At 41.0% G+C, this 13,909-nt stretch carries 14 protein-coding genes; 6 read left to right on the top strand and 8 right to left on the bottom strand.

Features of this window, described 5'->3' with window-relative positions; translation table 11 throughout:
• Positions 1-540: 540 nt before the first annotated feature.
• Both FGG79_RS08980 and FGG79_RS08975 read right to left on the bottom strand, forming a co-directional pair.
• Entirely contained in the window at positions 541-1,638 is a 1,098-nt protein-coding gene (locus tag FGG79_RS08980) for an ABC transporter ATP-binding protein (protein WP_138777354.1), read from the bottom strand.
• A 96-nt stretch (positions 1,639-1,734) separates the two neighbouring features.
• A complete protein-coding gene (locus tag FGG79_RS08975) occupies positions 1,735-2,652 on the bottom strand; it encodes a PucR family transcriptional regulator (RefSeq protein WP_138777353.1) in 918 nt (305 codons plus the stop codon).
• A 149-nt stretch (positions 2,653-2,801) separates the two neighbouring features.
• On the opposite strand from FGG79_RS08975, the gene FGG79_RS08970 reads away from it, so the two are divergent.
• Complete coding sequence (locus FGG79_RS08970) at positions 2,802-3,062, top strand: metal-sensitive transcriptional regulator (RefSeq protein ID WP_138777352.1); 261 nt, start codon at positions 2,802-2,804, stop codon at positions 3,060-3,062.
• 44 nt (positions 3,063-3,106) lie between these two features.
• On the opposite strand, the gene FGG79_RS08965 is transcribed toward FGG79_RS08970, so the two are convergent.
• Together FGG79_RS08965 and FGG79_RS08960 are read right to left on the bottom strand one after the other, a co-directional pair.
• Positions 3,107-3,295: a hypothetical protein gene (locus tag FGG79_RS08965; RefSeq protein ID WP_138777351.1), complete on the bottom strand. Its 189-nt coding sequence runs from the start codon at positions 3,293-3,295 to the stop codon at positions 3,107-3,109.
• 96 nt (positions 3,296-3,391) lie between these two features.
• Entirely contained in the window at positions 3,392-3,601 is a 210-nt protein-coding gene (locus FGG79_RS08960) for a YheE family protein (RefSeq protein ID WP_138777350.1), read from the bottom strand.
• Between the two features lie 126 nt (positions 3,602-3,727).
• Here FGG79_RS08960 and FGG79_RS08955 point away from each other — a divergent pair, with 126 nt between their 5' ends.
• Positions 3,728-4,126, top strand: a complete 399-nt coding sequence (locus tag FGG79_RS08955) for a ferritin-like domain-containing protein (protein ID WP_138777349.1) — start codon at positions 3,728-3,730, stop codon at positions 4,124-4,126.
• 41 nt (positions 4,127-4,167) lie between these two features.
• On the opposite strand, the gene FGG79_RS08950 is transcribed toward FGG79_RS08955, so the two are convergent.
• From FGG79_RS08950 to FGG79_RS08935, 4 genes are read right to left on the bottom strand one after another with little or no spacing between them, the layout of a single operon-like run.
• On the bottom strand, positions 4,168-5,361 hold the full coding sequence (locus FGG79_RS08950; protein ID WP_138777348.1) for a YheC/YheD family endospore coat-associated protein: 1,194 nt from the start codon (positions 5,359-5,361) through the stop codon (positions 4,168-4,170).
• Complete coding sequence (locus FGG79_RS08945) at positions 5,358-6,731, bottom strand: YheC/YheD family endospore coat-associated protein (protein WP_138777347.1); 1,374 nt, start codon at positions 6,729-6,731, stop codon at positions 5,358-5,360. Before FGG79_RS08945 ends, FGG79_RS08950 begins: the two co-directional genes overlap by 4 nt.
• Positions 6,731-7,822 carry a YheC/YheD family endospore coat-associated protein gene (locus FGG79_RS08940; protein WP_171050848.1) on the bottom strand — a complete coding sequence of 364 codons (1,092 nt, stop codon included), beginning with the start codon at positions 7,820-7,822 and terminating at the stop codon, positions 6,731-6,733. The genes FGG79_RS08945 and FGG79_RS08940 overlap by 1 nt, the downstream gene beginning before the upstream one ends.
• A gap of 4 nt (positions 7,823-7,826) precedes the next feature.
• Positions 7,827-9,164, bottom strand: coding sequence for a YheC/YheD family endospore coat-associated protein (locus FGG79_RS08935; RefSeq protein ID WP_171050847.1), 1,338 nt, complete (start codon positions 9,162-9,164; stop codon positions 7,827-7,829).
• A 131-nt stretch (positions 9,165-9,295) separates the two neighbouring features.
• Between FGG79_RS08935 and FGG79_RS08930 the strand changes: the two genes are divergently transcribed.
• From FGG79_RS08930 to FGG79_RS08915, 4 genes are all read left to right on the top strand, one after another.
• A complete protein-coding gene (locus tag FGG79_RS08930; protein WP_138777344.1) occupies positions 9,296-10,435 on the top strand; it encodes a DUF445 domain-containing protein in 1,140 nt (379 codons plus the stop codon).
• A 95-nt stretch (positions 10,436-10,530) separates the two neighbouring features.
• A complete protein-coding gene (locus FGG79_RS08925) occupies positions 10,531-10,884 on the top strand; it encodes a YlbF/YmcA family competence regulator (RefSeq protein ID WP_138777343.1) in 354 nt (117 codons plus the stop codon).
• 230 nt (positions 10,885-11,114) lie between these two features.
• The gene (locus FGG79_RS08920; RefSeq protein ID WP_346764033.1) at positions 11,115-11,987 is read left to right on the top strand and encodes a Cof-type HAD-IIB family hydrolase; all 873 of its coding nucleotides are present in this window, start codon (positions 11,115-11,117) and stop codon (positions 11,985-11,987) included.
• 141 nt (positions 11,988-12,128) lie between these two features.
• A complete protein-coding gene (locus FGG79_RS08915) occupies positions 12,129-13,625 on the top strand; it encodes a coproporphyrinogen III oxidase (protein WP_138777342.1) in 1,497 nt (498 codons plus the stop codon).
• Positions 13,626-13,909: the final 284 nt, after the last annotated feature.

Genomic DNA, 13,909 nt, shown 5'->3' with positions numbered 1-13,909 from the left:
TCCATGAGCGACCATTCTAATATGGTATAACCCATCGGGTGGGGTGAAAGAAGGCTTATTGCCGCCTTGTTACTAGGTATTATGGTTTGTTTCAGGATTAATATTCAACAGGGTGACAGGGAATTTATTCCTGTTAAATCCCTATAAGTTTTCTACATAAATCAACGTGATTGTAAAAAGGATAACACTATACAATGAATTAGATTGAAAGTATGGTGACACAGCATGAAAGCCTGCGCATTATGTAACGGGATCGTTGAATATAGGGGACTTTGCCAGAAGTGTGGAGACTCTACAGTGGATCAGGGAAGATATTATGATTATTATGATGAGTATAGTGCATATATGGACATACAACATCTTCAATTAGCTGATGGGATACCGAATAGTAGTTGCTCTGATAAATGTCTTCATCTTTTCACATGTATACGGTGTGGGGAAGAAGAGGGGAAAAGTTTAGAATTAACTGAGTTTTAATTAATTCCCAGACTTAGTTTCAGAATCGAAAAGAGGCCGTCGACGGCCTCTTTTCTTCTGCTATTATCGGATTCTTGACTCAGAATCTGAATCAAAGAAATGTGCTTTATTCATATCAAATGCCAGTTCAATCGTTTGACCGGCAACGATATCCGTACGTGAGTCAACGCGGGCTACAAACTCTTGCCCCTCTAATTGAGAGTAAAGCATTGTCTCAGCACCTGTTAATTCAGATACTTCGATTTTCGCTGTGATTTTAGCACCTTGAGCAGTATCGATGAACAGAGGCTCATCATGGATATCTTCAGGGCGCACCCCTAGAATAATGCTCTTACCAATTTGACCTTGTTCTCTTAGAACTTTCATTTTTCCTTCAGGTACGGATACTTTCGAATGACCGCTCACAAAATGTCCATCTTCAAGTGTACCGTGGAAGAAGTTCATGGCAGGCGATCCGATGAAACCACCTACGAAAACATTCTCAGGCTTATCGTATACTTCTTTAGGAGAACCAACTTGCTGGATGACGCCATCCTTCATGACAACGATCCGGGTTGCCATAGTCATCGCTTCTGTTTGATCATGTGTGACGTAAATAGTCGTGGTTTGCAGACGTTGGTGAAGCTTTGCGATTTCTGCACGCATTTGTACACGAAGCTTTGCATCAAGATTGGATAAAGGTTCGTCCATCAAGAACACTTTCGCATCACGGACGATGGCACGCCCAAGAGCTACACGCTGACGCTGTCCACCTGATAATGCTTTCGGTTTACGATCAAGTAACGCTTCAAGGCCAAGGATTTTAGCTGCTTCCTGTACACGGCGATCAATTTCCTTTTTATCGAACTTACGCAATTTAAGGCCGAATGCCATATTATCATATACGCTCATATGCGGATAAAGGGCATAGTTCTGGAATACCATTGCGATGTCACGGTCTTTCGGAGCCACATCGTTCACACGCTTGCCATCGATGGAGAAATCACCTTTCGAAATTTCTTCAAGTCCTGCAATCATCCGTAGGGTCGTTGATTTACCACAACCTGATGGTCCTACAAATACAATAAACTCTTTATCTTGAATATGTAGATTAAAGTCATTTACTGCCGTTACCTTACTATCATAAATTTTGTGAATATGTTCTAATTTTAGTTCAGCCATTTTATTTCTCCTCCTTGAAATGAAATCGTTTTCATCTATAACTCTATTGTAGGGAAAGCGAATTCAAAACGATATGGTCAACTTGCACAAAGTTCCTTAATCCTTTTTAGGCAGGTTGACTGATTGGAAGCTTAAGCAGGCAAAATAGGCTAAAATTCCTCCTTGGAATGTTTTAATATCTATATTTGTTTTTTCAATAAACTTATCTATTCGGTACTGAACGCTGTTGCGGTGCATGAATAATTTCTTGGCTGTCTGACTGATATTGGATTGATTTTCAAGAAATGCCTTTACCGTTTGAAGCATTTCAGGATCTTCATGAAAGGTATCAACAACCTTTTTGAAAATATGCTCTTTCCATTGTTGCGGCAAATGATGGAGGGCAAACTCAGGCAGGACCGTCACAGCCGTTTGGAGGAAAGCCTGTCTCTGTATTGTTCTGGAAAATGAAAATAGTTCCTGTTCGTAAGTAAACGAAAGAGGAAAATGAACGTCCACTTCTCGAAATTGACCTATGAAAAAAGAGGGACTGACGAAAAAATCAGATTCAATGACGTGGGAAATCGACAGCAATTGTTCCTCATCTATCGTCCATTCATTTTTTTCTTCAATGAGTATACCCATATGATCAGCTTGAAAAACCAGTATGGTGCCGTGTGGTAATAAATGTTGAAACGCTTCTTTCATTTGCAACTGATCAAAGCTCTCCTTCATGCTAAACTGAATGATACGAAACTCTTCGTCATTCGTAGTGGGTTGGGGTCCATTTTCAAATAAATAGGTATACCATTCTGACGACTGTGGAGAATCATTCACAATTCTGGTTTTTTGTTTAATCTCCTTAAACAAGCAATATAATAGATCCAATTCTTGTTGTGTGATCGACTCTTTTTCTATTCCGATATATTCATCTTCCCGGTCGTTTGTAAACCAGACCTTCGTTGCTTCTGTGCGGTTTGGATAATGATCTTGAATAATAGCAGTAGGATATTTTTTACGCAAAGATGTGAACATGTGATCCCTCTTTGTTCATTATTATAGTAAATAAGGTTATAATGACTATTGTACTGAAATAGTGCAGGTATTCAAAGAGTGTATAATTGCAAAAGTATACGAATTTTATTACTATTGTAGAATGAATAAATACTTATGGGGTGCCAAATATGGAATATACTAAAGAAGTCACGAATCGAATGAAACGTCTTGAAGGTCAAGTACGTGGCGTGTTGAAAATGATGGAGGATGAAAAACATTGTAAAGATGTCGTCACTCAATTATCTGCCGTTCGTACTGCAGTTGACCGCACAATTGGCCTCATCGTTGCGAAAAATTTAGAAGCGTGCATAAAGGAATCAGAAGAAGAGGGCGGAAATGCAGAAGATGCCATTCAAGAAGCCGTCAATATGCTTGTCAGAAGCCGTTAAATGGTGAAAAGCTGCCTAAAGGAAGTCTAGGCAGCTTTTTTTTATTACTTAGGTGGTTCTTCGTATTCTGTAATATCAACGGCTTCTTCGATGTTTGTTGTGTGTTCCCTCATGTGGACTGAGCCGCCTGACATTCCCTCGTTGATGAATCGGTCAACATCCAAAAACGCTTTTTCTCTTCCTTCATAATTTGTATCAGGAAGGAATTGATCATTTTTATTATCCTTTTTCATGCTCATCAGCCTCCTTTCTTTATTTTTTATAAAGGGGGCTGAAGTTATGCATGAGGACCCTATTCATTTATCTCCAGGTATCTTATGTACGTTCCATCATTCATAAACATGGAAAAGCATCAGTTCATGCAACTGTTTCTTGAGTGTATCTTCCTTCTCTTCTGGAGGGGTGGCACCTGTCCATTCGATTCGGCCGTCTTTATGGTAATTGCCTGTGTATTTCACCCCGTTGAAAAAAAACGAAAACGTCCAGCCTGGTAGCTGCTTATTTTCAAACATATTTTTGAATTGAAAATGTTGGATCATCGTTCATCACCTCCATTCATATTGTAAACGTTTTAATTCAGGCTGTGTAGTATTGGCCTTGAAATGTATCATAAATGGAATCTTCCTCTAATAGAATTTACTGAAGAGAAAGAGGAGGGACGAAGGATGAATTCGTTTATTCGTGATTTACAAAAAGCGATAAGTGATGAATGGACAGGTTATTATTTCTATAAAGAGTTAAAAGTCCGTACGAATAATCCATTATATGTGGAGTTTATAGAGCATGCACAGAAGGATGAGAAAGAGCATTATGAAATGTTTCAATATCTTCATTACTTATTAACCGGGGAGTATTACGACCATAAGAAAGAAAAAGTGGGGTTTACGACCTTTAAAGAAGGAGTGTTACGTGCGTTGAAGGATGAACTGGAGGGGGCAGAGTTTTATCGGGATATGCTGCTGGAAATCCCGAATCAACAAGCGTATAAGCCACTATTTATTGCCATGACGGACGAACAGGAGCATGCTACAAGATTTTCAACTATTTATAATTCCTTGAGATAAGTGTACAAGAAGAGGTTGAACCTTGTGTGATCCACGAAGATTCAACCTTCAATGTTTTTCGCACTAAGGGTAAAGAATGTGCGGACAAGCTGCTTTCTCCTATTGGTTTCAATTTCCTCTTCATCAAAGCTCATGGGCTTTGAATTGATTTCGAATAACACGAATCCCTCTTGCTCCCTTGGGGCAAGATCGATGGAAAATTCCCCGACATAGCCAAAGGATTTGGCCAACTCCCCACCGCATACTTGAACGATCCGGGAAATTTCTTTTTTTGTCTGGGTGTCTGCGACTTCCTTCAGAGATATGATCTTTCCTCCAGTAGGTACATGGGTAGTGACTTCCTGCCGCTGTGACATGCGGACTCCTATACCAATCAACCGGAAATCCTCCCCTGTATGAAGGACTAATATTCGGAAATCATAGCGATGGTCATGTAAGGTTTTACAAGGGATCGCTTCCTGCACGATCCAGTGGTTACTTGTAAACCAATCTCTGTATGTTTGAAGGAGTCGGGATACGTTCACGAACCTCTCTATCTTTTTGATGCTTTTACAAAGAATTCGGCCTGAGGAGTCGATTTCAATCAATCTGATCCCTTTTCCTTGGGAAGCGAGGGAATGTTTCACATACATTTTCTTATGGGTGGTAAGGAAATGAATAAAGGACTCTTCATCTGTTATTCGTTCAGTGTGAGGCAAGTATGCCTGAAGAGCTTGATTCTTAGATAGAAGCTCATGAATTTCCCATTTGTTAAAGAAATGAGGATTGAAAAAGGGGATCCTATGCTTCTGGATGAAATCGAGAAACTTTTCGTATGCATGATTTTGCTCGGCAAGCCTCGAGGGCACCCGATTATATATGACGTTCGGAACAGGGAACAGGCACTTGACCCATTTATTTAAGGGCTGATTGTAGATGATTCCAGCAATGGTATCTCCAAATACATCTTGCGGTGAGAAGACGAAACAAATGCCACCAGCCTGTTCTACATCCTGTTGTATCGCTCGGAATAATTCAAAGTTCCCCTTATATTTGTTCCTTCCTTCCTTACTCGAAACGATCCCTATCAATGGAATGGAAGGAATGTTTTTCTTTTTGGGAGAAATCACAAATTCATAGTACTCGTTGGGATCTTTAGAGGAGAGGAGAAAGGAACTTTTCGCAAATCCAAAGGTTGTAATGGAATCCTCCCCGTGAAAGAAGGTCTTCTTACCACGGTCATACAGAATGTTCATGGAATCATTTCCTCAGGGTTATTCAAGCTCTGTTGAGTAAGAAAGATCCCGAATGATAAGGCAAGTCTTCTTGTTAATAAGTCAAAACTCTTCAATTCGGGATGAGAAAAGATCGATCTTCCAGGCTTTGAGTTTGCCTCAAACATCCATATTTGCTGATCCTCGTCGACTCCGAAATCAAATCCGATTTCTCCAATGAATCCTTCAAGATTATGCTCGATGGAGTGGGAAAGTGTTAAAGCTGCTTCCTTTAGTGAATCTTCAATAGATTTCCGTTCGGCATCATCTGTGAACAGCTCAGATAAGATTTTCACTTCCCCCCCGTTATTGGCATGTGTCGTCACGCTTCCTGACCCGGCCACTTTCCCCGCCATTGCGCTCACTTGCCAATTTCCCTCCTCATCTTTATTCGTATGCACCCGAAAATCGATAGCACGGTTATTCTCCTTCAGTAAGGAAATGCCCTGTTGGACTATGAAGGCGTCCAGGTTACGGTTTTTGAAGACTGTGTTGGTAAGCTGTTCTAAGGTTTTGAATTTAAGTAATCGGTTTTTTTGTTCTTGATCTCTGAAACGGCAGAAATATTCCTGGGATGAACGACTATACGTAATCTTGTGAATCCCATTACCGAGACTTCCGTTTTTTGGTTTTAGGTAGATATGGTGATGGATCGAGAGCATGCGTTCCATTTCATCGAACGATTGGAAGCGATGAGTTTCAGGTAGATAGTGCTGAACAGACTCATCATTTTCCAAGCGCTCAAACAGGTCCAATTTATTAAAGAATCCAGGATTGTACCAAGGAATGCCATACTCTCTTTGCAGTCTGTCTTTGATGCTTTGATAAGTTTTACGTTTCTCGCTGCGACGGTTTGGAAGTCTGTCATATATCACATTGGGAAAGGGAATATCCTCGATCTCCCACCCATCCCCAAAGTGGAAATAACCCTTGATTAGTCCGTTCTCCCAATCGATATGACGCTCCCCGAAAACAAAAGGTATGACGCCCAAGGACGATTGAACAGATAAGAGCTTCTTGAAAAAGTAAGAACGCTCACCAATTGGGCTTAACCGAAAGCTTGTGAACCCAGCAGTGAAAATGCCAATCAGCACACCAGCATATAAACAATCTTCTTTACAAAAGAGGGAGAGTGAATCCACCTTAGAAGGAAGATGCAACCTCTTGGCTAGCTCAGAGCTGATGCCGATTACATTGCGACCATTTGGATGACGGCTGCATGAAGCAGATTGTCTTGCCGTTCCCAGTATCACTGTATGAGGCAATTTGTCGTCGTCCAACCTAAACCCGGAAGGAAGGTAGAGTATGCTTTCTTCATCTTGAAAATGGTCGACTTTGTACGTATTAAGCATTAGAAGTCACCTCTTCTTAAGGATGATAGAGATTGAGAGGATAGAAAATCACAATAATCCAAAGGTGCATTGTATAAAGAGGAAAGCTTATCTGGCTCAAGGGCGCCAACCACTTTATGACCTGGTTTAGAATTCATATCCAGAATCCACAAAGAATGATCCTCCCCGATGATTAAATCAACACCAATTTCAAATAGATCTGAAAAATTCTCTTCGAGGAGTAAAGGCATTTCATCAAGGATGCCGGTAATCTCTTCTTCCATGAACCTCCATGGAATTGAACTATGGGCTTCCTTCCAGTGGGTGAAAGAATGATAGGTTGCTCCTCGACTGATATTTGTCAGAATGCCTTTTTCTTCCCCAACACGGATGGCCCGTTGGAATTCCCTCCACTCTCCGTTACGATCTTTATTCAGGAGGATACGCATATCAAAGGGGGCCTCTACTTTCGTCAGATTAGGAAGGCGCTTTTGACAAATAAATGTGTGTTTCTTGAAAATGCGATCCACCCATTTAAGAAATATCTCTTTACTTGGGAATGATTGTTCCATGATCCCTTGTTTCTTAGTTGTTCGTACGACGATTTCTTGAGAACGGGAACTCAGGTGGTAAACGGCATATCCATGAGCGCCATCGACCGGTTTGATTATTATATCTTTATGTTGGATCAAAAGATTTAATAAATGAATTCTATCGCTAACAAGAAAGGTTTCAGGAATATAGGGGGCGAGGGAGGTATGTTTAAGTTTTTCATACAAGTGCCATTTGTTGGGTAATCCGTAACCGAGAAATCGGATCTGCTTCTGATTTTTTAACCATTGCACGACTGCCTTTGCCTGCCTGGATTGGATATCCTTCTGATAGTAGGTTCGATCATAAATATAAGCGGGGATATTGAACGCTTCTTCCTCCCATTTCTGTGACAAACGATTATAATGAAATCCTTCCACCGTTTCGTTTAGTGGAGAAATGCCTTTAGGAGAAAACAGATAAAGGTCTATAGAATGGGAGAGGGATTCCTTCGCTATTTCTAGAAAGTAACTGTTCGTCTCTTCTGGGGTGAGGGTCATGATGCCTAATGAATGATTCATGATGTTACTCCTCCTTAAATGTCCATTTGGTGAAACTGTATTCATACAGTGCTTTAACAGAGGGACGAATACGATCATTATCCAAGTACGTTCGTTTCGAAGGCTTGGAGTTGACTTCAATCAGCCATGGTTTCCCTTCTCCGTCAATCCCAACATCCATGCCGAATTCTGCAAAATGACCATCTATGCTTTCAGAAAGAAGCTTTGCGGAAGATTTGCATAACTGCCTCATTTCGTTTGCAATTGCTATACTCTGCTTTTGGGAAAAGAGAGTGTTCAAGACGGATAAGGGCTTTTCAATGCGCCCACCCTGATCCACGTTCGCCACGAACTGATCCTTGGAAGATACCCTCGCAATAGAAGAGATGATCTCCCACTCTTCCTCTTGATTCAAGTGACATAGAAATCGGAAATCTAAAGAACACCCTTCAACTGTAAGGAAGGGAATCGTTTCTTGAACCAAGTAAGAAGACCGTTTGCACCATGAACGAATCTGCACAGATAGAGCGTTGAAGGTGTGGAAGGTGAGAGGGCTCTCATCAGAAAAAGAATTTTGATGCATAAGAAAATCGCTGTCGTTCTTTTGTATACGCATGATGTAGCGTCCCTTGCTTCCATTTATCCTCTTCACAAAAACGTCCTTATATAAAGTGAGCATCTCCTCCAATGAATCCAATCCCTTTACAGACTTGGGCAGGTGCTCTGATAGAACTGGACTATCTTTTAATGCATCATAAACTTCATCTTTCGAAAGGAATCTTGAATTGAATACATGGATTTCTTGTTCCTCAGTGCGTGTTAGAGCTTTGTCGTAGGGAGGGGTTCCCTCTGCTTTCCGGGAATGGCATCGATTGTATATGACGTGGGGGGCAGGAAGCTGAGAGAGTTTCCAATCCTGTCCGTCAAACGCCACACCTTCGGACTTATTTCCGATAAAGGATGAGAGGGGAAGAAGGTAGAAAAATCCACCTTTTCGTTGAAACCAGTTCTGACACTCTGTAAAATATCCTTTTAAAGAGTGTGAATGTACCCCAGTTAGTGTAAACTGATTGATCAATAGAGCCACAACCGGTCCCATATGAATCAAGGACCGCCTCGAATCAATTGAAATCCATATATTTTCCAGGTTTGGTATGGAAGAGAATAATGAATCACACGTATCCAACATAATCTGTAAAGAATCAGCTTTTGTTTCTATACATGTTACATTGAGAAGAGAATCTCCAAACCTCAACGTCATATGCCGTTGAAAGAGAGTTTGATTCATCATCCTTTTTGGTATATACAAATGATGATGATCACTTGTGTTTTTTCTAGAAATAAATGAACATTTTATCTTCATCCGGCATTCCCCGTTTGCATAACCCATTAGATTGATTCTATAATGATTTATTGGGCTAAGGTTGATATAGCATTCTATGTAAACCTGGGCAAAATGTTCAAACGAGAGAAGTAGAAAAGGAAGGTGCACTCATGCTAAATGCTTTCATCCTAGTACTGTTCATGGTTATTGTAGGAGCCCTTATTGGAGGGATCACCAATTCATTAGCGATAAAAATGTTATTCAGGCCATACCGGGCTTACTATATTGGTAAATATAAAGTTCCGTTCACACCAGGGTTGATCCCGAAACGCAGGGAAGAATTGGCGGAACAACTGGGGAAGATGGTGGTGGATCATTTAATCACCCCTGAAAGTCTACAGAAGAAAGTGATGAACGATGAGTTCCAAAAAGATGTAACGCTTTGGTTATCTGAAGAGTTACAGCCGGTATTCACATCAGATAAAACGGTGAATGAATGGCTGGACATCCTCCACATACCCATTTCTTCAGAACGAATGAATGAGTGGCTAGAAGAGTGGGTTTCTGTAAAGGTGAAGGCTGCTAAATCAACGTATACTTCCAGAACACTGGAAGAAGCTCTTCCGGAAAGATGGCAGGAAAAAGTGTCAGAAAGCATTCCGAAGCTTGTTGATTTCATCGCAAACAGGGCGGAAACATATTTCACGAGCACGGAAGGAAAAGCGAAAGTGAAAATCATGATCGACGATTTTCTTAAAGAACGGGGGATGCTTGGGAATATGCTTGGTATGTTCCTTGGTAACACGTCGGTTGCAGATAAAGTACAGCCTGAAATTGTAAAGTTCATCAAGCATGAAGGAACACAGGAAATCCTCTTTAATTTGCTAACAAATGAGTGGGCGAAACTGAAACAAATGAAGCTTGAGGAATTCATCTACCGATTACCGGAAGAGGACATGATCGAAACAGCCCAAACATCCCTGGTTAAACTCGTGAACATCGACGGACACATGTCAAAGCCACTAAGCCACTGGCTGGAGCCCCACAAGCAGTCCTTCCTTAACATCCAACTACCTAAATGGGTGGATAGAGGGACGGACCTCTTATCGAAGAAGATTCCAAACCTGATGGAGAAAATGCATCTTCAGCATATCGTGAAAGAACAAGTTGAATCTTTCTCTGTTGGACGATTGGAAGAATTGGTTCTGGGCATTTCCCGTCGTGAGTTTAAGATGATTACCTACTTAGGGGCTTTACTCGGGGGAGTGATCGGGATCGTTCAAGGTATGATAGCCCTCTTGATCTCTTGATTCTTTGTCCTATAAGGGTTCATCCTAGAAATTCACTCTATAGTTTGTTATAGTGATGGAGGAAACATAGAGATAAATTATAGGAGGTACGTATTTTGGCTATTAACTTATACGATCAAGCGAACGAATTAGAAAGTGCAATGCGTCAAAGCGATGAATTTCTAGAACTGAAGAAAATGTATGATGAAGTAAACAATGACGAATCTGCTAGCAAGATGTTCGAAAACTTCAGAAACATTCAAATGACACTTCAACAAAAGCAAATGAGCGGCGAAGAAATCTCCCAGGAAGAAGTGGAGCAAGCTCAAAAGACAGCTCAACTTGTTCAACAACATGAAAAAATTGCTAAGCTTATGGAAGCAGAGCAACGCATGAGCATGGTCATCAATGATTTAAACAAAGTCATCATGAAGCCACTTGAAGAACTTTATGGTTCCATGCAGAAATAATTATAAGAAGAAAAGGACTGACTTCCTGACGGGAAGTCGGTCTTTTTTTTGGTTGGAAGAGTCACCATTTTCATCTTTTAGCATCTCATTTTCACCCTGAATACGTCTTCGCTCCACGTAAAATGGTGGCATAAACCAATATTTCTGAATTCCCCCACCCCTTGTCATATTTGTCTAATCTTCTTCATAAAAGTAAAGAAAGGGAGTAGACAACATATAGGAGGGACACCATGATGATCTATCGAATGCTGGCATTGAATATTGATGGAACGATTGTAAATGAAAACGGAAAAATTGCAAAGGAAACAAAGGAAGCAATTGAGTACGTTCAAGATAAAGGGGTTCCGGTCACTTTGGTTACGAGCAGAAGCTTTGCTTCAGCAAAAAAAGTAGCCAAAGCCCTAAAGCTCAATAGCCCGCTCGTCACCCATAGTGGGTGCTATATAGCAGGTGAACTTGAAAAACCGATGTTTGTGAAAAAGATAGCCGAAGACATTACTTATGAAATCGCGCAATTTCTGGAAGGTTTCTCGAGTCAAGTCCACTTATCTCACGAAAAGCGGTCTATCGTTGGCAAGGCCAATACTCAGGCCAAGGATATGGCACAGGTTTCCTGGCAAAGGGAATCCAGATTACTTTATAGCAAACAGTATGTAGACAAAGTAAGTGATTATCTCTTGGAAAATCCAATGTCGGTCCCGAAGATATCCGTCATCATGGAACATAAAGAAGATGTTTGGGATGTTGTGGGCTCGTTAAAAGGAATGTATGAGGAAGTGGACGCAATCCCGACATCAGATTATAAACTGGATATTGTTCCGAGGGGAGCATCAAAGCTACGGGGATTAATGTACCTGTCTGAACGGCTTGGAGTGAAGAAGGATCAGATCGTAATGGTCGGTTCTGGAATCGATGACATCGATTCCATGGAATGTTGCGGTCTAGGTGTCGCCATGGGGGATGCCCCACGTCAAGTGAGGGAAGCGGCTAACTGGATCACCCGAAGCCAGAGTGAAAAAGGGATTCCATACTTCGTAACAGAGCTGTTTAGAAAACAGCACCCTATCCCATTCCTGAAAAAAATGAACATTATCAAATCATAACCAGATACCAGGCACTAGGCATTTTCTAAGGAAATGCCTAGTGCCGTTTTTGTTACGGTGAGTCTTGGGACCATTGACCATTCCCATCCCGTTCTGTACACTTATAAAAGCTTATTAGATTTGGTGAAAGGTGATTAAAAAGTGAATGTTTTGATAAGAGGAATCGAGGATGAGCGTTTCGAGCGTCCTCTGAGATTAATTGCGAATTTATTTTTTGAAGAGACAGTGATTCACTTTGGAATGTGTGATAATCCTGGACTTCAAGTCCATATAGATCTTTCAATAGAAAGCAAGATAGAAGCGAAAGCTTTACTAACAAAGATGTCTTCGGAAGAGGCATACGTTGCTCAGTATGAGCATGGTTGGGCACCTTATGAGAATGAGAAAGAAAGGTTTAGACAGCTGAAAACCGCAGTTTCTCATGTGTATTTAAATGTACTGCAAGACTTTACGGGTATCAGGCAAAAGTGGGGGATCTTAACAGGAATCCGTCCAACCAAGCTCCTACATAAACAGACCAAGCTCGGTATGCCTCAAGAAGAGATTCATACGAAGTTAAAAGAAGAATACCTCATTACCGATGAAAAAATTCAGCTGATGCAAAACATCGTAGATCGCCAATTATCCGTTGTTCCCGATCTCTATGATTTGCAACATGAAGTGAGCATTTATATTGGAATCCCGTTTTGTCCAACCAAATGTGCGTATTGTACCTTCCCGGCATATGCAATTCTTGGGAAACAAGGGCGGGTCGATTCGTTCCTGTCGGGACTTCACTACGAAATCCAAGAAATGGGACGCTGGTTGAAAGAGAATAATGTCAAGATAACCACGATTTACTACGGAGGCGGGACACCGACGTCCATCACAGCAGAAGAAATGGACGCCCTCTATGAAGAGATGTACCGCTCCTTCCCTGATGTGGACAAAGTAAGGGAAGTGACGGTAGAAGCAGGAAGGCCAGATACGATTTCTCCTGATAAGCTTGAGGTACTAAAAAAGTGGAATATTGACCGAATTTCGATCAATCCACAGTCGTACACACAGGAAACATTAAAAGCAATCGGCCGTCACCATACCGTCGAAGAGACGATCGATAAGTTTCATCTATCCCGCAACTCGGGAATGAACAACATCAATATGGATTTGATTATCGGACTTCCTGGTGAAGAGCTTCCAGAGCTTCAGCATTCATTGGATGAAACAGAAAAGCTTATGCCTGAATCATTGACCGTACACACCTTGTCCTTCAAGCGGGCATCTGAAATGACGAAGAATAAAGACAAGTACAAGGTGGCAGACCGTGTGGAAATCGAGAAGATGATGAACCTTGCTGAAGAATGGACAAAGGATCATGGCTATGAGCCGTATTACTTATACCGTCAGAAAAACATTCTCGGTAATTTGGAAAATGTGGGCTACGCTCTCCCTGAACAGGACAGCCTTTATAACATCATGATCATGGAAGAAGTCCAAACAATTATTGGTATCGGTTGCGGTGCTGCGAGTAAATTTATCGATCCTACTACCGGAAAAATCACGCACTTTGCGAACCCGAAAGAGCCAAACGCCTATAACCTTGGTTTCAAAGAGTATACCGATAAGAAAATCAAGATTCTTAATGACTTATTTTCATAATATAAAAACAAGGTGCCAATGAGCTTCTCTTTGGCACCTTGTATTATTGTGTTGCATCTTTTCCATTCTACATATCCCTGATGATTTTAATGAATCCAGAAAGGATCAACAAACTAATGAACCCACTTTTATCAGAGCCTGTCCTTCCTCATGTAAGTTGTTACCAGAAGTCGCTCATAAATTACCGGAATTTTTCAATAATAGATAAAGGATTACTCTTAGAAAAGTAGAATTAGTAAGATAGACATAGAAAAGTAAATTTTTTTGTAAACGCTTACCTAATT

Origin of the sequence: Bacillus sp. BHET2 (assembly GCF_005938125.1) — a bacterium.
Lineage (GTDB): Bacteria > Bacillota > Bacilli > Bacillales > Bacillaceae_B > Rossellomorea.
This window is presented reverse-complemented; position numbering and strand designations above follow the sequence as displayed.